We start from the raw sequence: 18770 nt of genomic DNA on the forward strand, positions 1-18770 counted from the left end.
ACACTCACTCCTTCAGATATCTCTCGACGGCTAGGCCTCCGGCGGGCAAAGGGGCGTTGCCCCTCTGCACTCCCCACCAGGGTGCCCCTGGACCCGGTGAGACAGAGAGATCCTCCATTGCGGTCGGCTCAGCACCCCGCGTGTCCAAGCGGAATGGGACGCCTATAATCCACAGGCCTCGAACCTCCGGCCCGAAAGGATTCCGCCGCCATGGCCCTCCGCGCCCTGTTCACAGATCGCCCCTGGGGAAACTCCGACCTCGAACGCGAGATCCTCGCACCCATCGGAGTCGAGGTCATCGAGGCCCCCAATGGCGACGAGTCGACGTTGGTCGCACTCGCCAAGGAAGCGGACGCCATCGCCACCTGCTGGGCCAAGGTGACCGAGAACGTCATCGCCGCCGCGCCCCGCTGCCGAATCATCTGCCGCATGGGAATCGGCCTCGACAACATCGCCATCCCGGCCGCCACCGCCCGCGGCATCCCGGTCACGAACGTCCCCGACTACTGCATTGAGGAAGTCGCCGATCACACGCTGGCACTGCTTCTCGCCCTCTCGCGCAATGTCGGCTTCTACCATCTCCGCACCAAGCGGGGCGAATACGATCTCCAGGCCGGACCTCCCATGCGGCGCCTCGCCGGGCAGACGCTCGGTCTCCTGGGACTCGGCCGGATCGGACGCCGCGTGGCGGAGAAGGCCCGCGGCCTCGGCCTGCGGGTCATCGCCCACACCCGCTCCGGCGACGACCACGGAACTGGCTGCCCGATGGTCCCGCTTGAGACGCTCTTCCGGGAAAGCGACTTCCTGTCGCTCCACGCGCCGCTCACTCCCGCCACGCGGCACATCCTCGATGAACAGGCCCTGCGGCAGATGCGGCCGCATGCGGTCGTCCTCAACACCTCGCGCGGTCCGCTGATCGATCCCGAGGCCCTCGCGACTGCGCTGCGGGAGAACCGGATCGCCGGGGCGGGCCTCGACGTCTTTGAGCCCGAGCCGCCGGATCTCGCGCATCCGCTCTACCGCGACGAGCGGGTCATCGTGACCCCCCACGCGGCATTCGTCTCGGAGGATTCGCTGACCGACCTCCGGCAGCGGGTCGCCCGGCAGATCGCCGCGCGGCTGACCGGCTCGGTCCCCGAGAATGTTGTGAATGGCGTGCCGTAGGGAAGCCGTTCGTTCTCCATTGTCCGTCGCCGGGAAGTCCTGCTGGCTGATGACGGACAACTGAGCACGCACACCCTGCGTCTCTGCCAAGTTCCCGTGAATTCCCGCGACTTCCAGTCGACGCTTGACCGCGGTGTAGCCGATGCTAAACTTCAGCGGAAATGTAATGCGTGCTACACTCGCCTAATCATTGCAGGTGAAACGTGACGTCGTTTTCACGCCGCCGGGCCGGCTTCACTCTCATCGAGCTGCTCGTCGTCATCGCCATCATCGGGGTGCTGGTCAGCATCCTCCTCCCGGCCGTCCAGCAGGCCCGCTCCGCGGCCCGCCGCGCGCAGTGTACGAACAACCTCAAGCAGCTCGGGATCGCGCTGCACAACTACCACGAGGCGTACTTCATGTTCCCGGCGTCCTACTTCGCGGACACGCGAAGCCCCGGGCGCGATGCGACGACGTATGACGGCCCCAACGGCTTCGGCTGGGGGGCTGCGCTCCTTCCGTATATCGACCAGGCTCCGCTGGCGAACCGGCTCCAGACCGACCGCCCCTGCTGGAATGCCGTCAACGCCGAGGCGGTCCGCACGGTGATCGCCGTCTTCCGCTGCCCCTCGGACACCGGGCAGCCCGGCCCCTTTAACGTGAAGAACGGAAGCGGGACGACGCTGGCGACCTTCGGCCCGTCGAGCTACGTCGCGAGCGTCGGACAGGAGGAGCCGTGGGGACGGACCGTCGACGACTATTCCTCGGTCGCCGACGGCCCGCTGTTCCGCAATTCCCGGACGCGCGCCGCCGACGTGTCGGACGGGCTGAGCCAGACCGTGTTCCTTGGCGAACACAGCTCCGTCCTCAGCAGCAAGACGTGGGTCGGAGCGGTCCCGGGGGCGGAAGTCTGCACGAACAACCCGGCCCGCTTCCCGCTGACGCAGTGCGACCGGGCCGCGACGCTCGTCAACGTCCACGCCGGCCCGTCATCCGCTGAGATCGATCCGCTGACCGGCTTCGCGCCGATCCATGCCCCCAACAGTCCGCTGTGCCACGTCTGCCAGATGTACTCGGAGCACGAAGGGGGGGCGAACGTCGTCATGGGAGACGGCAGCATCCACTTCATCTCGCAGTACATCCACCAGCCGACATGGGCCTCCCTGAGCAGCCGCGGCAAGGGAGACCGCGTTCAGGACTGGTGAGAGCCGAGTCGGCGGCCGCATGACGCGCCGCGCTCGCCCGGTGGTTCACCTCTCAGACGCCCTGACCCCGCCCGCCTCCGTCCCTCGCAACGGGCCCCTTCCCACCTTCGCCAATCCCGCCGATCATCGTCCCGGAGTCCGTCATGTCCTCGAACGTCAAATGGATCGCGGGCGCCGTCCTGCTGGTCGCCATCGTCTGGCTGCGGGGGTGGTGGGTGACGCCGCCGGCCGTCGAGTTCGACAACCTGCGGTACATTCAGCTCCTCCGGACGGCGGTCTCGTCGCGGAATTCCGAGTGGCTGAACAAGGTCGCGTCGGCGGTCGACCAGCGACTCGCCGATGGGGCGATGTCGCAGTCCGAGCACGCGCACTTCGGCAAGCTCATCGCCCAGGCCCGGTCCGGCGCCTGGGAGGCGGCCGACAAGGAGTGCTTCCGCTTCGAGGAAGCCCAGCTGAACCGCCGCCGGTCCCGGCCCGCTTCGGAACACCATGATCACGATCACGCCGGATAGGCGGCGGGACGGGCTCGCGCAACAAAAAAGCCCGCGTCCCAGGGGACGCGGGCGATAGGCTGATGGCGGAAAGCCAACGGCGGGAAATCAGTTCGTGTCTTCGCCGTCGTCTTCCGGGCCGCCCCCGGGACGACTCATGCGGTAGCGCTTCAGGCGGCGGTCGAGCGTGGTCCGCTCAATCCCGAGGATCCGGCTCGCCTGGGACTTGTTCCAGTCGCAGTGCTTCAGCACCGCCTCCATGTAGAGACGTTCGATGTCGTCCATCGTCAGTCCCTGTTGCACAAAGCTGCCCCACAGGTTGATCTGCGGGTCGTAGCAGGTCTCGGTCGGGTCCGATTCAGCAATCTCGGTCAACGGATCGGTCTCCGGGGAAAGGGAAGAGTTCGGTGGGGTCGGGGAGGACGGCGGGACGGCGGGGGGTGAGAGGTCGAGGCGGGTCAGGACGAGGTCATCCGGCGTCAGGATCTCGCGATCACTGAGGATCACCGCCCGTTCGATCACGTTTCGCAGTTCGCGGACGTTGCCGGGCCACGAGTGCTTCATCAGTTTTTCGATCGCCAGCCGGCCCAGGCCTTTGACGCGGCTGCGGGACTTGGTGGTGAACCGCTCGACGAAGTGTCCGGCGAGCTCGGCGATGTCTTCCGGATGTTCCCGCAGCGGGGGGACGTCGATCTCGATGACCTGCAGGCGGAAGAAGAGGTCGCTGCGGAACTTGCCGTGGCGGACCGCCTCTTCCAGATTGCGGTTGGTGGCGGTGACGACGCGGACGTCGACGCTGATCTCCTTGTCCCCGCCGACGCGCTCGAAGCTCTGGCCTTCGAGGACCCGCAGGAACTTGGCCTGGATCTCCTGGCTCATCTCCCCGATCTCGTCGAGGAAGATCGTCCCTTCGTCCGCCTGCTCGAACTTGCCGGCCTTCTGTGCGGAGGCGCCGGTGAACGAGCCCTTCTCGTGTCCGAACAGTTCGCTCTCGAGGAGCGTTTCCGTCAGGGCGGCGCAGTTCACGCAGACGAACGGGCCCCCCTTGCGATGGCTGTTGAAGTGCAGGGCGCGGGCGACGAGTTCCTTGCCGACGCCGCTCTCGCCGCGGATCAGGACGGTGGCGTCGGTCGGCGCAACGCGTCCGATGGCGCTCTTCACGCGGGAGAGCTTAGGGCTGGTTCCGACCAGCTCCGTTTCGATCTCCAGCTGGTCCCGGTAAGCCTTGCCCCGGCTTTGTTCGAGCGAAAGATTCCGCTCGAGCGTCTCCCGCTCACGGAGCGTCACCAGGAGTCCCGCCATCTGATCGGCGACCGCAAGCGTGAACTCGAGGTGCTCTGCCGTCAGGGGAGCGGCGTGGTCGGTGGAGTAAAGATGGATGACCCCCAGGACTTCGGCATCCGCGTCCGCCGAAATCCGGATCGGTGCGCACACGGCGCTGTCCGCCTGAAGCCGCTCGATGCTCTCGCGGCCGCTCAGGAACTCGTGCTGGGCGATATCGTGGGCGAGGACGGCGTCCTTCTCTTTGAGGACGAGTCCCGAAAGGTATTCCGAGTAGGCGCACGGCGCGTCCCCGGACCGGGAGTGCGCGGTGACGAGCGAGAGGTTTCGCGTGACGGCCGGGAGTTCCGGTGGAAGCAGCAGGATGGCGCCGACGCCGGCGGGCAGTGCTGTCATCAGCCGGTCGAGGACGATGCTGCACAGGCTGGCGATGTCGCCCGCCTCGTGCATCGCCCGGCCGATCTGGAACAGTTCGGCCGCGTCGAGCCGCACCTGGCCGCGCCGCTCGATCCCCGAGGGGAAGTCGTACTGCGTGCCGCTGCGGCGCTCGATGATCGCCACCCGGTCGGCGCGACCGTCCTGACCGTCGGTGGTCGGGTCCGTATTCGTAAAGAGGAGCGTGGTGTCGCCGACCGCCACGGAGTGGCCGAAGCGGAGCTCCACGTCGCCGGTGGCGGCGACGCCATCAACGGCGATGCCGTTACGGCTCGCCATGTCCCGCACGTACCACGAGTCATTCAGGCTGAAGAACTCACAGTGGACCCGGCTGCACTTCTTGTCGGTGATGACAATGCGATTGGAGGGGGCGCGCCCCACCGTCAGCCGTCCGCCGAGGGTGAGCGGTACAACCTCGACACGTGCAGCCCCTCGATGCACGACAAGATAGGCCACATCCTGGGCCTGATCTGACCGCGTCGGCGGACAATCCATCACTTCAACTCCAGGACCATTACAGCAGACTAGGAACCCGCTCGGTGACACTTCGAGCGGCGGCAATGTTCGAACCTGCCTCATCTGGTCATCTTACGGTGTTGAAGGCTCTGACGATGCGGCCCGTCTGATCCAGCACACCCGGGCCGCCTGACTCAAAACAGCAAGCGCCCCTAAGACCGGGGTCCCGGGGGCGCTTGCTACTGCAACAGGAAGCAAGTGCGGGCCAATCCTCGCTCGTGCAGCTGAAATGCAGGGTTGCATTTGGTGCGCCAAACAAGGATTTGAACCTCATCCACCCGGCCGTTCGGACGCAACCTATTATGAGAAATGGACTTTCTCCACCACGTCATCGTACATGACGATCCGATGGCGAACCCGCTGACGTCTGGCGAGGGTCTCTGTGACGCTGCATTGACGCAGACCGGAACGCTGCAAAACGACGCACCGCCGTCGCACTGAGAAATCCACCGGCTTCGATGCGGGCTTCTCATTCGCTCGGTTTTCGGGGGCGGCGCGATCGAATCGGTTTCCAGACCCCCTTCGAACCGGATCGAAACGCCGGACTGCGAGACTGCTGTTGCAGGACGAAGCGCGTCAGAGTGCCCGCGTCCTGGTTCCCCGATTCAAAGTGGAACGGGGCACGCAATGAAATCGCAGGGAATCCGAGAATTCCAGGGTTGGCACGCGCCGTGCAACCGCTACAACACGTCCATTCATTCACCCATTAATACCGTGTCGTTCACCTCGGGGACCTGTTCACATTCGGCCGAGGCTTTCATTCTCCCCAGGACACGGATTGCCCCGCGTTGCCCAAGGCAACGCGGGGTTTTTCATGCGCGGTGCTGGTTCTGATCGGGTCCAGGAGGACCCTGGTTGGGAGTGCAGAGGGGCCTGTGTCGTTTTATTGGCCCTTTGCCCGCCGGAGGCTTGGCCCGTCGGGAGATGTCTGCAGGAGTACGTGTCCAGGCGCGGGCGACGTGCCGGATGCCCCTTCACCTGAGACGCGGGGATTGCAAAGCGAGCGGTATCGGGTGAGGGAGTCCTCAACACGGGTCCCACAAAGCGGACGTCCGTTGTGTCCCACGGTTCCTCATGGAAGCGCCTCCGGCGGCAAGGGTCTGTGTCATTTCTGTGGCCCTTGACCTCGGCTGCCGTCGCACGTTGGGTTTGAGCGAGCAGTGCTGTGCCGGCAAGGACGCTGTTCGAGGCGGCGGCGTTGACCGACGCACGGCGAACAGGCCACAGTGAGCATCGCTCACCTGCCCCAGCGCTCTCCCGTTCCCCAGCCGCGCCCTCTTCCCCGCTATGTCCGTCATCTGGGATCTCCACTGCCACCTGTCCGGCATCGCCGGGCGGACCGTCGACGAACGGATGGCCAACCTCATCCGATACGCCGACCGGATGGGCGTCGCCCGCCTCGTCCTCTCGATGGGGACCTCCTTCCTCCAGGAGCCGACCCCGGAACAGTTTCGCCAGCAGAACGACGACGTCGTCCAGGCCCTCTCGCACTGGCATCACCGGGCCTTCGGCCTCGCCTACATCAACCCGCACTTCCTCCCCGAATCGCTCGCCGAGATCGACCGACTCGTCGCGAACGGGCCGATGATCGGGATCAAGCTCTGGGTCGCCCGCCGCTGCTCCGACTCCTCGCTCGACGCTATCGTCACCCGCTGCGCCGAGCTCAAGGCCCTCATCTTCCAGCACACCTGGATCAAAACGACCGGCAACCTCGCCGGAGAGTCGACGCCCCTCGACCTCGCCGAACTGGCCCGCCGGCACCCCAGGATCCCCATGATCCTGGGGCACTGCGGCGGAACCTGGGAGCTGGGGATCCGGGCCGTCCGCGACCTGCCGAACGTTTCGGTCGAGACCGCCGGGTTCGATCCGACCGCCGGCATGGTCGAGATGGCGGTGAAGGAACTTGGAGCCGAACGGGTCCTGTACGGGAGCGACGCCCCCGGCCGCAGCTTCGCGTCGCAGATCGCCAAGGTCGCGGGAGCAAACGTGACTGATCCGCAGAAGGACCTGATCTACAGCCGGAACCTGCAGCGGATGCTCGATCCGATTCTGCGAGGGAAGGGAGGCCGGCCATGATCGATGTCAACACCGCCCTCGGCTTCTACCCCTTCCGCCGCCTTCCTGACGACACGCCGGACCGACTCGCCGAGCGGCTGCGGAAGCACGGCGTCACCGAAGCCTGGGCGAGCTCGCACGAGGGTCTGCTGCACCGCGACTTCGGCAGCCTCAACGCCCGCCTGGCCGAGGAATGCCGACGGCATGGCGATGGGCTCTTCCGGCCAATCGGAGTCGTCCATCCCGGCCAGCCCGACTGGGAGGAGGAGGTTCGCCGCTGCGCCGAGATCCACGGCATGTCCGGGGTTCGGCTCTTCCCGGCCTACCACCAATACGACTTTTCGCTGCCGGCGGTCGCGCGGCTCTTCGACCTCGCGGTCGAGCGGAACCTGTTCGTGCAGGTTCTGTGGCGGGTCGAAGACGAGCGGACCGAGCATCCGCTGCTCCAGCCGAAGAAGCTTGACGCCGCGCCGCTCGTCGAGCTGGTCGCGGCCCGGCCGAAGCTGCGACTGTTGCTCCTCAATGCTCAGCGCGACATCCGGACCGAGACTGCGGGACGGCTGATCCAGGCCGGGGACGTCTCGTTCGACATCGCCGGCCTCGAAGGGGCGGGGGGAATCGAGCGGTGGATCGCGCAGCACCCGCCCGAGCGGCTGCTCTTAGGAACCTATGCCCCGGTGTTCCTCGCCGAGTCCGCCGTCCTCAAGCTGCGGGAATCCGAGATCCCCGGGCCGATTCAGGAGAAGATCGTTCGCGGGAACGCCGAGCGCCTCCGAAGGGGATCGGCCGAGGCGAAGTCGTAAGCCGTCGCGTGTGTGCCCCAAAAGTCGGTGGAGAATCCGACGGGCGGCTTGAGGGGAAGACATCGAGAGGTCGAGGCGACAGAGGGAACGCGTTCGCGAACGTTCGCGGCTCAGCGGGAGCTTCGCCCTCCCGGGGGGTTTCCTGTTCCTCGGTGGACTGCTCCTCCCTCTTCTCCGTGATCTCTGTGTTTTTTTCTTCCGGAGGAGTTTTGAAACACAGAGGAACGGAGGAGATAGAGAAGAAGAGGAGGGAGCGGGGGGAGACATCGGGTACGGGAGCCACCGATGCGGCTCAGCAGGAGCTTCGCCCTCCCGGGGGTTTTCCCCGTTCCTCGGCGGACTGCTCCTCCCTCATCTCTGTGCCTCTGTGTTTTTTCTTCCGGAAGAGGTTTGAAACACAGAGGAACGGAGGACACAGAGAAGAAGAGGAGAGGGTGGGCGGAGACATCGGGTATGGGAGCCACCGATGCGGCTCGGCAGGAGCTTCGCTCTCCCTGTCCCCGACGATCAGGTCTTTCTTACCCGAGAGATGCCACCGACTTTCCAGACACACACACCATCGCGCGGCTCAGGCCAGCAGGTCGGGAACGACCTCGCCGGTCGGGACGAGACGGTGCGGCCGCTTGAGCGCGTCGTGGATCTCGGTGTCGTGCGGGATCCCGAGAGCGTGGTACATCGTGCAGATCAGGTCGCCCGGCGTCATGGCGTTTCGGGCCGGGTAGGCTCCGACGGCGTCGCTCGCCCCGTAGACGAGCCCCTTAGCGAACCCGCCTCCGACCATCATCAGCGAGTAGCACCAGTTCCAGTGATCGCGCCCCGCCTGCGCGTTCACCTTGGGAGACCGGCCGAAGTCTCCGAGCACCGCGACGAGGGTCCGGTCGAGACGGCCCCGCTCCGCGAGGTCCTCGATGAGGCTCGCGCAGGCGGAGTCGAACTGCGGCAGGAGTTCGTCCCGGAGCTTGGCAAAGTTGTTGCCGTGCGTGTCCCAGGTCGCGTTGGCGTCGGGTGCCCAGGAGACCGTCACGAGCCGTGTGCCGGCCTCGATCAGCCGTCGGCTCAGCAGGACGCTCTGGCCGTAGGTGTTCCGGCCGTACCGCTCGCGCGTCTCGGGCGTTTCGAGATCGAGCCGGAACGCCCGCTGGGTGTCCGGTGAAGTCAGGAGCGAGAAGGCCCGCTCCTGAAAGGTCGACATCGAGCCGGCCGAGGGATTCCGGAGGGCTTGATCGAGATGCTGCAGCAGCGAGGCCCGGTCGTTGAGGCGCCGGCCGGCGAGGTCCGCGCCGACCGTCAGCTCCGGGATGTCGAAGTCCGCAGCGTTCGGGTCGCGGAGGACGAAGAGGGGATCGAACCGCCGCCCCAGGAGGCCGCCGAAGAAGCCGGGCTGCGGCGGTCCGCCGGCACCTTCCTTGGTGATGAACGGGAGATGGACGAACGGCACGACCGGGGCTTCGGGGGGCCGCAGGTGGGCCATGACGCTGCCGGGGGCGGGGTTATCACCGGGGCGGGCTCCGCCGCCGATCTCGCCGCGATCGTGTCCCGTCAGGGCGCAGTAGACCGCTGCCGCGTGGGCGTTGTTGACGCTGTGATGGAGGGAGCGGATCAGCGTTGCCTGGTGCATCTGCCGGGCGAGGCGCGGCAGGAGTTCGCAGACCTGCAGGCCTGGCACGGAGGACTCGATCGGCTGGAACTCTCCCCGGACGTTCTCGGGGGCTTCCGGCTTCATGTCCCACATGTCGAGGTGGCTAGGGCCGCCGTTGAGCATGAGGATGATGCAGGCGTCGGCCCGGGGGGCGAGCGACCGCACGGCATCCGCATTCAGCAGGTCCGGCAGGGCGAGGCCGGCGACTCCGAGGGAGCCGATCTGCAACGCGGATCTTCGGTCGATTGGAAGCCGTGACATGGACACCCCGCGGAGCGATCGCATCAGCAGTCGCCGATATTACCCGGCATGGCCGGACGGCGAAAGGTGATTCCGTTGCTCGAACCGCGTCCTTGCCGGCGCGGCGATGCCTGCTCAAACCCATCGTGCCACGGCCACTGGGGTCAAGGGGGCCACGCCCCCTTGCCGCCGGAGGCACTCCTGTGAGGAACCGTGGGACACAACGGGCGTCCGCTTTGTGGGACAGGCTTTGAGAACTCACCGCTCACTCTGGAATCCCCGCGGGTTGGTGAGGGGGCATCCGACACGGTGTCCGCGCTAGGACACTCGCTCCTTCAGAGAGATCGAGACGAGACGGGCCTCCGGCGGGCAAGAGGGCGTTGCCCCCTTGCATCCCCCACCAGGGTGCCCCTGGACCCGGATGGTCTCCTATCCGGTCAGCGCATACTGGACTGGCTTGGGCTCCGGTCGGCATGATGCTCGGCGATAACCGAGGCTCATTACGGCGAACTCCTTCAGACGGCGCGAGACAACGAACAATGGTGGCACCGACGGCGGACCAGTTGACGGTTCAGGACCTGACCGCACGGTTCCAGCTCCACCCCGTCGACAAGGAATCGGTCTACGGCGAGATCGCGACGTTTCCTGTCACGATGTCGATCCTCGGCGGAGACCCGCTGGCGCTCCTCTTCGCCTTCCGGGTCCGCACGGGGGACGACGCCACACTCGCCGTCCCCACCGACCTTCAAGCCGCGCTCGCGGAGGCCCGCGGCACCCTGACGCTTGAAGACGGCTACGCCTGGCTCTCCCTCCACAACCTGGGAGGCCGCTCCAGCGACGACATCGAAGCCCTGGTCCGCCGCACCGCCGAGGCACTCGCCGAATCCGCCCTCCATCCCGGCCCGGGCTGCGCCGCCTGCGGGACCGCCGATGGGGTCGAACTGCGGCATCTCGAGGGACGGACCCTCCGGATCTGTCCGGCCTGCCTGGAGCACCTCTATGCCGCCAAGAAAGAGGAGGAACGGGCGATGAACCGCCCCAGCCTCCTCGGCGGCGTCGGACTTCCCGCCGTCCTGGCGATGGCCTCCGTCGGGTGGATGCTGTTCTGGCTCGGCGTCGATCTCTTTCTGGACTGGAGAGGGCTGCGCGTTCTGATCATCGACCAGTACCTCGGAACGCTCATCATCTGCGTCCTGGGGGCGGTCGGATTCGGTCTCGGGACATTCCTCGGAAACGGCCTGCGACAATCGGGGCTGTCTCTCCGGGCACCGACCTGGGTCGGCGGAGTCGCGGTCTGCCTGCTGGCGCTCGGCGGAGAGATCCTCTACATCGCGGTCATGGTGTTTCGCGCGGCGGGGATCTTCGACCTCGCGCATGCGGCGCGGCTCCTCATTCCCTTTCTCCAGAGCTACGACTGGTTCTGGATCACCGCCCGGCTGATCGTGATCGGAGCCGCGGCGCTGGGCTGCATGCAGGCCGCCAGCCCCAAGACGGCGCCGCTGCGGATTTGACGGCCCCGCCGCGTGATCCGGTGCGGGCCGCGTTTCGTTCTCGAACCGCCGCCGGCGCTCCCGCAATCGAGGTGATTCGCCTGCTGGAAATCCGGTTTGTGATGTGGCCAGGGATGATATCCCTGGGAGCACGACGACCGACGGCGGCCCGTAGCCTACCGACCTGACGGAAGGTTAACTTAGACTCGATTTCGAGCGGGCAGCGGGTCGGAAACGGGGAAGGGGACGAGCATGAAAGCCGACAAATCGACCCTGGTGGTCCCACTCTCGCTGATCTCGATCGGGACCGGCTGGCTGCTGACGGCGATGGGAATTGCCCCTCAGATCGACTGGGTCTGGACACTCGGTCTGCTTTCGACCGGACTGCTGACGCTGGCGATCGGCGGCTTCAACAAGGTGACGGTCGTCATCGGGCCGTTCTTCCTGCTGACGAGTTGCCTGTCCGTCCTGCGTCAGACGGAGCAGCTGGCCTGGAACGTGGAGGTTCCTGTTCTTGTCATCGCCCTGGGGATCCTGCTGTTGGTCGCCCGCAGCCCGCTCGTCCCACTGCCGTCCTGGCTGACGGCGCCTCCTCCGGAGGAGTGAGCCGGCGGAATCGATGGTTTCTCCCACGGATGCAAACCACGTCCTTGCCGGACGGATTCCGTTAGCTCAAACCCAACGTGCGACGGCCGCTGGGGTCAAGGGGGTCTCACCCCCTTGCCGCCGGAGGCACTTCCATGAGGAACCTCGGTAGGCAACGGGTGGCCGCTTTGTGGAACCGGCGTCGAGGACTCACCGCTCGCTCTGCAATCCCCGCGGGTTGGTGAGGGGGCATACGGCACGGTGTCCGCGCTTCGACACGGGCTCCTTCAGACGTCTCTCGACGAGAGGGCCTCCGGCGGGCAAAGGGGCGTTGCCCCTCTGCACTCCCCACCAGGGTGCCCCTGGACCCGGCTGGGGTTACTTTGGTTCCGACGGCCCTGAGAGAGCCACCAGGGCCGTTTCGCGATCGTTGGCAGCGGCCCCGTCCACCGGTTTGCTCTGCGGCGACTTCGGACCGCCATCATCTCTTGAACGGCCGCTCGACGGTAGAAAGGCGGTCAACAGGTCCCCTGTGAAGATTGCGCTCGGCATCACCTCGCACTCCGCCCAGCAGCCGGAACAGTTGTCGACCCACCGCCGCGGCTCACGGATCGCCTCGCCATACCATACCTCATCGAACGACTGTTGCAGCAGGTTCCCAACTCGCTCCGTGTTGAACTGGCACACTGGAACCGAACCATCCGGCAGGATCCGGATATGGCTCCGCAGCGCCACGCACGCCGGCTTGGGCTTCGGACGTCGAACCTGCCTCAGTCGTGCCAGCAGGCCACTGAGATAGTACGACTTCCCGATCCGCAGCATCGGATCCCGAAGCTGCCGCAGGTCCGCGATCTGCTGCTCGACAAACCGGATCGAGTCCCCCACGTCCAGCTTGGGATGCAGCGGATACCCCGTCTCCTGGATCAGGTCGGTCGCCTTCTTGCCGAACCGCTTGTAGCCGTACATCGCCGAATCGCTGTAGGCCAGCACCGTGTGGACATCTACACCCCGAGGCTCGAACCGCTCCTTCAAGAGCTGATGGTCCGCCATCGACTGACCGGAGATGACGGTGTGATTGATGCTCACCGGCACCTTGTACCGCGACCGCAGCTCCAAGAGCCGCCGCACCGACTCTTCGGCCAGGGAGAACGTCACGTCCTCCCCCCGGTTGGCGTCGTGCTCCGCTTCGGCTCCGTCGAAGGAGACCATGAACCGCAGTCGCCGCGGCCGCGAAAAACTCTTCACGAAGTCGACGATCCGGCCCGGGTACGACCCGTTCGTCGTGATATGAATGATCCCCGGACGTGACGCCGCCAGGACCGCCTCGGCCACCTCGGGGAAATCCACGCGCAGGAACGGCTCGCCGCCTGAAAGCCGCACGACGTCCAGCCGGCCGATCTTGTCGAAGACCGTCCGGACCTGTTGCGGGGTCAGCTCGCTCCCCGGTTTCATCCGCCAGGAGTCGCACATCTGGCAGCGGGCATTGCAGCGGAAACAGACGAGGTACGTGCACCACGAGGGCCGCGGCACCGCCCGCCGGCGGTTCTTGAGGATCGAGGAGATCAGGGGAAGGATGCGCATGGCCGCTTGGGACGAAGGACTCAGGAACGGGGACCGCAGGTGCAATCGGAAGAGGTCAGTCGCCGCGAAGGGCGTCGGTTGCCTCCACGCGGCCGGCGGGCGCTTCGGCCGATGGAACGAGCTCGTGCATGAACTGACGCAGGGCGGAAAGGGACTCCTCCAGCCCGTCGCGGACGTTCTCCGACATCGTCCGGACGAACTCGGGACGTCGCTCCAGGAACTCCCGAATCTTCCCGGCGTGGAACCGCCGCAACGAGACCCGCATCCCGATCCCCATCCGCTCCACCGCCGCGGCGTTGAGTCGCTGCTCGACGCACCGTTCCGGCATCACCAGGCACGGTTTGCCCAGGAAGATCGCCTCCCCGATGAGCTGGTTGCCGGCGGTGCTGATGACCGCCCGGCAGGAGGCCAGGTCTTCGAGGAACGGCAGGTTGCTGAGCGGGAGGAACGTGAGCGAGCCGTGTCGCCCGCGGCGCGAGGAGCCGTAGATGTGGACCGGCGCACCCGCGTTTTCGAGCGCCGAGAGGATCGCGGGATTGAGCTGGTCGTCGCCGCGGTTGAAGTACGCGAGGAGGTGTTCTCCGTCGGTCGGCTTCTGTTCGCGGACCGCCTGTCGGGGGAGCGTGCTGACGACTTTCACAGTGGGCCAGCGGGGGCGGGCCTCGTAGAAGCTGGAGACGAGAACGCGGTCGGGCCGTCCCATGAGGAGCCGGTAGCAGCGGGTATCGAACCATCCTTCGAACCGGTCGGACCATTCGATCTCGGGCTGGCAGTAGGCCATGATCCCGATGTGGTCGAAGCTGATCCGCGGGATGCGGAGGACCTTGGCGACGCTGTGGGTCCAGGTCTCGGCGTCGGAGATGATGACGTCCGGGGCGAAGTCCTCGACGGTCTCGCGGATCATGTCGAAGACCGGGCCGCGCCAGAAGATGTCGAGGGCAGCGGAGGCGTTTCGGCGGAAGGTCTGCCAGTTCGACCGCTGTCCCCCTTTGCGGCCGTACGCGAAGCCGAGGGTGGGGATCCGGACGGTGGGGAAGTCGCCGGAGAGGGCGGGGTAGGCATCCCCGCCGGCGAGGACGAGCACTTGATGCTCGCGGGCCAGATGGGGGAGGACGGCAAACGTGCGGGTGGCATGTCCCCGCCCGTAACCGTGAACACCGTACAGGACGCGCATCGCGATGCCTTCCTGGCGTCTTGAGCAGTCTCCTCAACCGTGCGCTGGCGGCGAGTTTTCTCGCTCGGACAACGGCGGGTTTCCACAAGACGGAACCGGCAGACGAGAGGAAACGACTCCGGATGTTCCCAACAGGAGTCGTTGACGGCGGTCCTGGCCACCGTTGCGGGACTATCGTCTGGGAATGTGAGGGGAGGATGAGATTTGCGTGTAGTGCCTCGATTTGGAGGAAACGCGACGCGAGTCGTTCACTGGCGCGGCGCTGACCTCGCTGATCACCGGGTCCAGGGTCCCCCTGGTGGGGAGTGCAGAGGGGCCTGTGTCGTTTTCTTGGGCCCTTTGCCCGCCGGAGGTCTGGCCGTCGAGAGATGTCTGAAAGAGTGAGTGTCCAAGCGCGGACGACGTGCTGGATGCCCCCTCATCAACCCACGGGGATTGCAAAGCAAGCGTTGTCGATTGAGGGAGTCTTCATAGCTGGTTCCACAAAGCGGACATCCGTTGTGTCCCACGGTTCCTCATGGAAGCGCCTCCGGCGGCAAGGGGTCGCCCCCTTGACCCCAGGCTGCCGTGGCACGTTGGGTTTGAACTATCGGAGCCGTGCCTGCAAGGACGTGGTTCGAGCCATCCCCTTCACCAACAACAATCTTGACAGGCAAGTGATGACTTGCATATCATCCGCCATGGCTGACGTGTTCGAAGCTTTAGCCGCACCAGCCAGACGAGCGATCGTCGATGCCCTGCACGAACGGGACGGCCAGACGCTGTTCGAAATCTGTGCCCGCCTGACGATGAGGCACAACCTCACACTGACTCGCCAGGCGATCTCGCAGCACCTCGAGGTCCTGGAAGCGGCCGGCCTCGTCAGCACGAAGCGCGAGGGTCGGTACAAGTTCCACTATCTCGATACCACGCCGCTCCAGGACGCCATCGTGAATCGCTGGCTCACACCGACTCCAAAGGAAGGCGAAAAATGAAGATCGTCGTGACGAGCGTTCTGGTTGATGACCAGGAGAAGGCGTTTCAGTTCTATACACGGATCCTCGGCTTCACCAAGAAGCACGACGTTCCGATGGGACAGTTTCGCTGGCTGACCGTCGTCTCTCCCGGCGATCTGGACGGCGTCGAGCTGCTGCTCGAACCGGACCAGCACCCGGCGGCGGGGCCCTTCAAGCGGGCACTGGTCGAGGACGGCATTCCGTTCACGTCGTTCGGCGTCGACGACGCACAGGCCGAATACGACCGGCTCACCGCCCTGGGAGTCCGCTTCACCCAGCCGCCCACCGCCATGGGTCCCGTGACGACAGCGGTCTTCGACGACACCTGCGGCAACCTCATCCAGATCGCGCAGAAACACTGAGTGCGATCAACTGTTCGCTCGAAGAGTCCACGGCTTTCCGGTCTCAGTGCCTGCGCCTCTCGGAACTCGACGACCGGAGATCGTCCCAATGAAAACCGTCTTACGCACCGTGGCGGCGATCGTCGCCGGGACGTTCGTGTTGTTCGCCCTCATCGTCGCGGTCGAACTGTTCAGCGCGGTGGTCCATCCGCTCCCCGAAGGCTCCGTGGCCACCAAAGAGGAGATCTGCCGGCACGTGTAGCGGTACCCGCCCTGGGTGCTGGCCGTTGTCGTCCCCGCGTGGGCGGCTGCCGCCTTCGCCGGCACCTGGACAGCGCGAAGGATCGGGAACATGTATTCCGCCGCAGTCGTTGGGTTGCTCCTCCTCGCGGCCGTCGCCTGCAACGTCTCAATGCTCCCCTATCCGACGTGGTTCAAGGTGGCGAACCTGCTCGTGATCCCCATCGCCGTGCTCGCCGGCAGTCGCCAATCAAAGCGTCCCGCAGTGACAGCCATCGACGATCGCGTCTGAACGACGGCCAATTCCCGTGAACCGCTGACGGGACCGCAGTACGATGCCGGTTGGATCTCCACACTCTCTGATTTCGACATCATGCACCGCGTTGGACTGGGACACGACACGCACCGCCTCGGCCCGGGATTGCCTCTCATCCTGGGGGGAGTCACCGTCCCGCATGAGACTGGCTGCATCGCCCACAGCGACGGCGACGTCCTGCTCCACGCGGTCACCGACGCGCTGCTTGGCGCGTGCGCCCTGGGGGACATCGGCGAGTGGTTCCCCGACACCGATCCGCAGCACAAGGGGGCGGACTCCGGCGAGCTCCTGCTCAAGGTCCTCAATGACGTCCACAGCCGCGGCTGGCGAGTGGTCAATCTCGACTGCACCGTTTTCGCCCAGCGGCCTAAGCTCTCGCAGTACAAGCGGACGATCGCCCAGAACGTGGCCCGCCTCCTCGGCCTGGCGGCGGACCGGGTGAGCGTGAAGGCCAAGACCGGCGAGCGGGTCGGTCCCGTCGGCCGCGAAGAGGCGATCGAGGCGAGCGCGATCGTGCTGCTGGAGCGGGCGCACTGAGACGAGGTTCTCAGTCGTCAGCGTAGGCCGCCGGGAGCATGTTCCCCGAGCCGTGACTGACGAAGGAGCGTTCAGCCGACGCGGGCCTGCTGCGGTCCGCCGGTCGAACGGTTCGACATCAGCGTGATCCGCGCGCTGTAGTAGTGGCAGAGCGCGATCGCCGTCGCGTCGGCGACGTCGTTCGGCTCCAGGATCCGGCTCAGGCCGAGTTCCCGTTGCACCGCCTGCTGGATCTGCGACTTGTCTGCCGTTCCGCTCCCGGTGAGCAGCTTCTTGACCTGCTTCGGCGAATAGTGGACGACGTCGAGCCCCGCGTCCGCCATCGCGAACAGCAGCGCTCCGCGGGCATGGGCCATCAGCAGCGCGGACTTCGGGTTCTTCGTCAGCGAGAACACCTGCTCGATCGCGACCGCCTGCGGCCGGAACTCCTCAAGCACTTCCCGCAGCCCCTGGCCGATCTCAAGCACGCGCTCGGCGAGCGGCTTCGAAACGGTCGAGCGGATGACGCCCCCTTCGATCAGCCGCGGGCCGCGGTCGGTCCGCTGGAGGACGCTGTAGCCGGTCCGGTTGAGGCCCGGATCGATCCCGAGATATCGCTCGGAAACGGGCCCCGCGAAGGCATTTCCCACGGCAAACGCCATCTCGCTCCTCACCGTCGACGACACGGAACCGTTCGGTTCTCTATCGGCAGGGGGGGGCGAAGGACTGTTCTGGAAGTCGTCGGACACGGCGCGTTCCCGGAAGGAGGCGGGCTGCATCATAGCAAAATGGCTGCGATTCTTGTTTTCCGTCGCTTCGGTTCGATCGATCACGACCAATTGCGCGGCCAAACCGGGGTCCAGGGGCTCGCCCCTGGTGGGGAGTGCAGGGGGGCCACGCCCCCTTGCCCGCCGGAGGCCTGGCCGTCGAGAGATGTCTGAAGGAGCGCGTGTCCAAGCGCGGACAACGTGCCGGATGCCCCTCACCAACCCGCGGGGACTACGAAGCGAGCGGTGAGTCCTCAACGCCGATCCCACAAAGCTTTCGTCCGTTGCTGACCACGGTTCCTCATCGAAGTCCCTCCGCCGGCGTGTGTTGGCTTCTACCGTTGCCTTCTTTGTTGTGTGAAAATTTCACAGGTTTGGGATTGCAGCCTCGCGTGAAACTGTGACACTGTCACACATGATGCTTTTGTGTTGGAGGTCGTGAGGGACCCGTGGCCATCGAACCCGACAAGACCGCACTCAGCGAAACCGAGCTGGAGGTTCTGCGGATCCTCTGGCAGGACGCTCCGCTCAAACCGGCCGAGATTCAGGAGCGGTTCTCCTCGGAGATCGACAACGGGACGCTCCGGTCCGTTCTCGTGGGCCTCGTGGAGAAGGGGATCCTGGGCCGCAGCAAGGTGGGGAAGGCATTCCACTACGCCCCTCGCGTCCGTCGCGAGCGGCTGCTGGCCCGCATGACGCGGAAACTGGCCGAGATCTTTACCGGCGGGTCGGCCGGGGCCCTGGTCGTTGAGCTGATCCGCGATCAGCCGCTCGACGACGACACGCTCGCCGTCCTGCGGCAGATCGTGGCGGACGATCCCAAGCGGCGCGAGACCGAGATCCAGCCTGGAGCGGCTCGACCGCCCTCGACATCGGCCGAGCCAAACGACCAGTCAGAGGACAACGGGCCGACCTTGCGGCGTCGGCGGGCCAGGCGTTCTTGAACATCTGAGGAGT

Annotated in this window: 18 protein-coding genes; 13 read left to right on the forward strand and 5 right to left on the reverse strand. The window is 66.0% G+C overall.

The window, feature by feature from the left end:
* The first annotated feature begins 210 nt into the window (after positions 1-210).
* The 3 genes from VT03_RS15400 to VT03_RS15410 all read left to right on the forward strand — a co-directional run bounded on the left by VT03_RS15400 (position 211) and on the right by VT03_RS15410 (position 2860).
* Positions 211-1164, forward strand: coding sequence for a C-terminal binding protein (locus VT03_RS15400; RefSeq protein WP_075093794.1), 954 nt, complete (start codon positions 211-213; stop codon positions 1162-1164).
* A 203-nt stretch (positions 1165-1367) separates the two neighbouring features.
* A complete protein-coding gene (locus tag VT03_RS15405) occupies positions 1368-2348 on the forward strand; it encodes a DUF1559 domain-containing protein (protein WP_156514530.1) in 981 nt (326 codons plus the stop codon).
* Positions 2349-2491: 143 nt separating this feature from the next.
* Positions 2492-2860: a hypothetical protein gene (locus tag VT03_RS15410; protein ID WP_075093795.1), complete on the forward strand. Its 369-nt coding sequence runs from the start codon at positions 2492-2494 to the stop codon at positions 2858-2860.
* Positions 2861-2947: 87 nt separating this feature from the next.
* On the opposite strand, the gene VT03_RS15415 is transcribed toward VT03_RS15410, so the two are convergent.
* A complete protein-coding gene (locus VT03_RS15415) occupies positions 2948-5050 on the reverse strand; it encodes a sigma 54-interacting transcriptional regulator (protein ID WP_075093796.1) in 2103 nt (700 codons plus the stop codon).
* 1308 nt (positions 5051-6358) lie between these two features.
* Here VT03_RS15415 and VT03_RS15420 point away from each other — a divergent pair.
* Positions 6359-7147, forward strand: a complete 789-nt coding sequence (locus tag VT03_RS15420; protein ID WP_075093797.1) for an amidohydrolase family protein — start codon at positions 6359-6361, stop codon at positions 7145-7147.
* The gene (locus VT03_RS15425) at positions 7144-7929 is read left to right on the forward strand and encodes an amidohydrolase family protein (protein ID WP_075093798.1); all 786 of its coding nucleotides are present in this window, start codon (positions 7144-7146) and stop codon (positions 7927-7929) included. The genes VT03_RS15420 and VT03_RS15425 overlap by 4 nt, the downstream gene beginning before the upstream one ends.
* A gap of 568 nt (positions 7930-8497) precedes the next feature.
* On the opposite strand, the gene VT03_RS15430 is transcribed toward VT03_RS15425, so the two are convergent.
* Positions 8498-9796: a DUF1501 domain-containing protein gene (locus tag VT03_RS15430; RefSeq protein ID WP_231870663.1), complete on the reverse strand. Its 1299-nt coding sequence runs from the start codon at positions 9794-9796 to the stop codon at positions 8498-8500.
* Between the two features lie 551 nt (positions 9797-10347).
* On the opposite strand from VT03_RS15430, the gene VT03_RS15435 reads away from it, so the two are divergent.
* Both VT03_RS15435 and VT03_RS15440 read left to right on the forward strand, forming a co-directional pair.
* Entirely contained in the window at positions 10348-11319 is a 972-nt protein-coding gene (locus tag VT03_RS15435) for a hypothetical protein (RefSeq protein ID WP_075093800.1), read from the forward strand.
* A 231-nt stretch (positions 11320-11550) separates the two neighbouring features.
* On the forward strand, positions 11551-11904 hold the full coding sequence (locus tag VT03_RS15440; protein WP_075093801.1) for a hypothetical protein: 354 nt from the start codon (positions 11551-11553) through the stop codon (positions 11902-11904).
* Between the two features lie 357 nt (positions 11905-12261).
* Here VT03_RS15440 and VT03_RS15445 read toward each other — a convergent pair whose 3' ends face one another.
* Both VT03_RS15445 and VT03_RS15450 read right to left on the reverse strand, forming a co-directional pair.
* Positions 12262-13464, reverse strand: a complete 1203-nt coding sequence (locus VT03_RS15445) for a radical SAM protein (protein ID WP_075093802.1) — start codon at positions 13462-13464, stop codon at positions 12262-12264.
* 55 nt (positions 13465-13519) lie between these two features.
* Positions 13520-14638, reverse strand: a complete 1119-nt coding sequence (locus VT03_RS15450; protein ID WP_075093803.1) for a glycosyltransferase family protein — start codon at positions 14636-14638, stop codon at positions 13520-13522.
* Positions 14639-15318: 680 nt separating this feature from the next.
* Here VT03_RS15450 and VT03_RS15455 point away from each other — a divergent pair.
* From VT03_RS15455 to ispF, 5 genes are all read left to right on the forward strand, one after another.
* Positions 15319-15612 carry an ArsR/SmtB family transcription factor gene (locus tag VT03_RS15455; RefSeq protein WP_075093804.1) on the forward strand — a complete coding sequence of 98 codons (294 nt, stop codon included), beginning with the start codon at positions 15319-15321 and terminating at the stop codon, positions 15610-15612.
* Positions 15609-15995: a VOC family protein gene (locus VT03_RS15460; protein ID WP_075093805.1), complete on the forward strand. Its 387-nt coding sequence runs from the start codon at positions 15609-15611 to the stop codon at positions 15993-15995. The genes VT03_RS15455 and VT03_RS15460 overlap by 4 nt, the downstream gene beginning before the upstream one ends.
* Positions 15996-16083: 88 nt before the next feature.
* Positions 16084-16236 carry a hypothetical protein gene (locus VT03_RS33535; RefSeq protein ID WP_156514531.1) on the forward strand — a complete coding sequence of 51 codons (153 nt, stop codon included), beginning with the start codon at positions 16084-16086 and terminating at the stop codon, positions 16234-16236.
* Between the two features lie 90 nt (positions 16237-16326).
* Positions 16327-16506 (forward strand): hypothetical protein, encoded by a 180-nt coding sequence (locus VT03_RS15465; RefSeq protein ID WP_156514532.1) that lies wholly within the window; start codon positions 16327-16329, stop codon positions 16504-16506.
* An 81-nt stretch (positions 16507-16587) separates the two neighbouring features.
* Positions 16588-17067: a 2-C-methyl-D-erythritol 2,4-cyclodiphosphate synthase gene (ispF, locus tag VT03_RS15470; RefSeq protein ID WP_075093807.1), complete on the forward strand. Its 480-nt coding sequence runs from the start codon at positions 16588-16590 to the stop codon at positions 17065-17067.
* Between the two features lie 71 nt (positions 17068-17138).
* Here the strand turns inward: ispF and ruvC are convergent, their stop codons facing one another.
* Positions 17139-17708 (reverse strand): crossover junction endodeoxyribonuclease RuvC, encoded by a 570-nt coding sequence (gene ruvC / locus VT03_RS15475; RefSeq protein ID WP_075097139.1) that lies wholly within the window; start codon positions 17706-17708, stop codon positions 17139-17141.
* Between the two features lie 554 nt (positions 17709-18262).
* Between ruvC and VT03_RS15480 the strand changes: the two genes are divergently transcribed.
* Positions 18263-18757 (forward strand): BlaI/MecI/CopY family transcriptional regulator, encoded by a 495-nt coding sequence (locus VT03_RS15480; protein ID WP_075093808.1) that lies wholly within the window; start codon positions 18263-18265, stop codon positions 18755-18757.
* Positions 18758-18770 lie beyond the last annotated feature (13 nt).

The organism is Planctomyces sp. SH-PL14 (assembly GCF_001610835.1).
GTDB lineage: Bacteria > Planctomycetota > Planctomycetia > Planctomycetales > Planctomycetaceae > Planctomyces_A.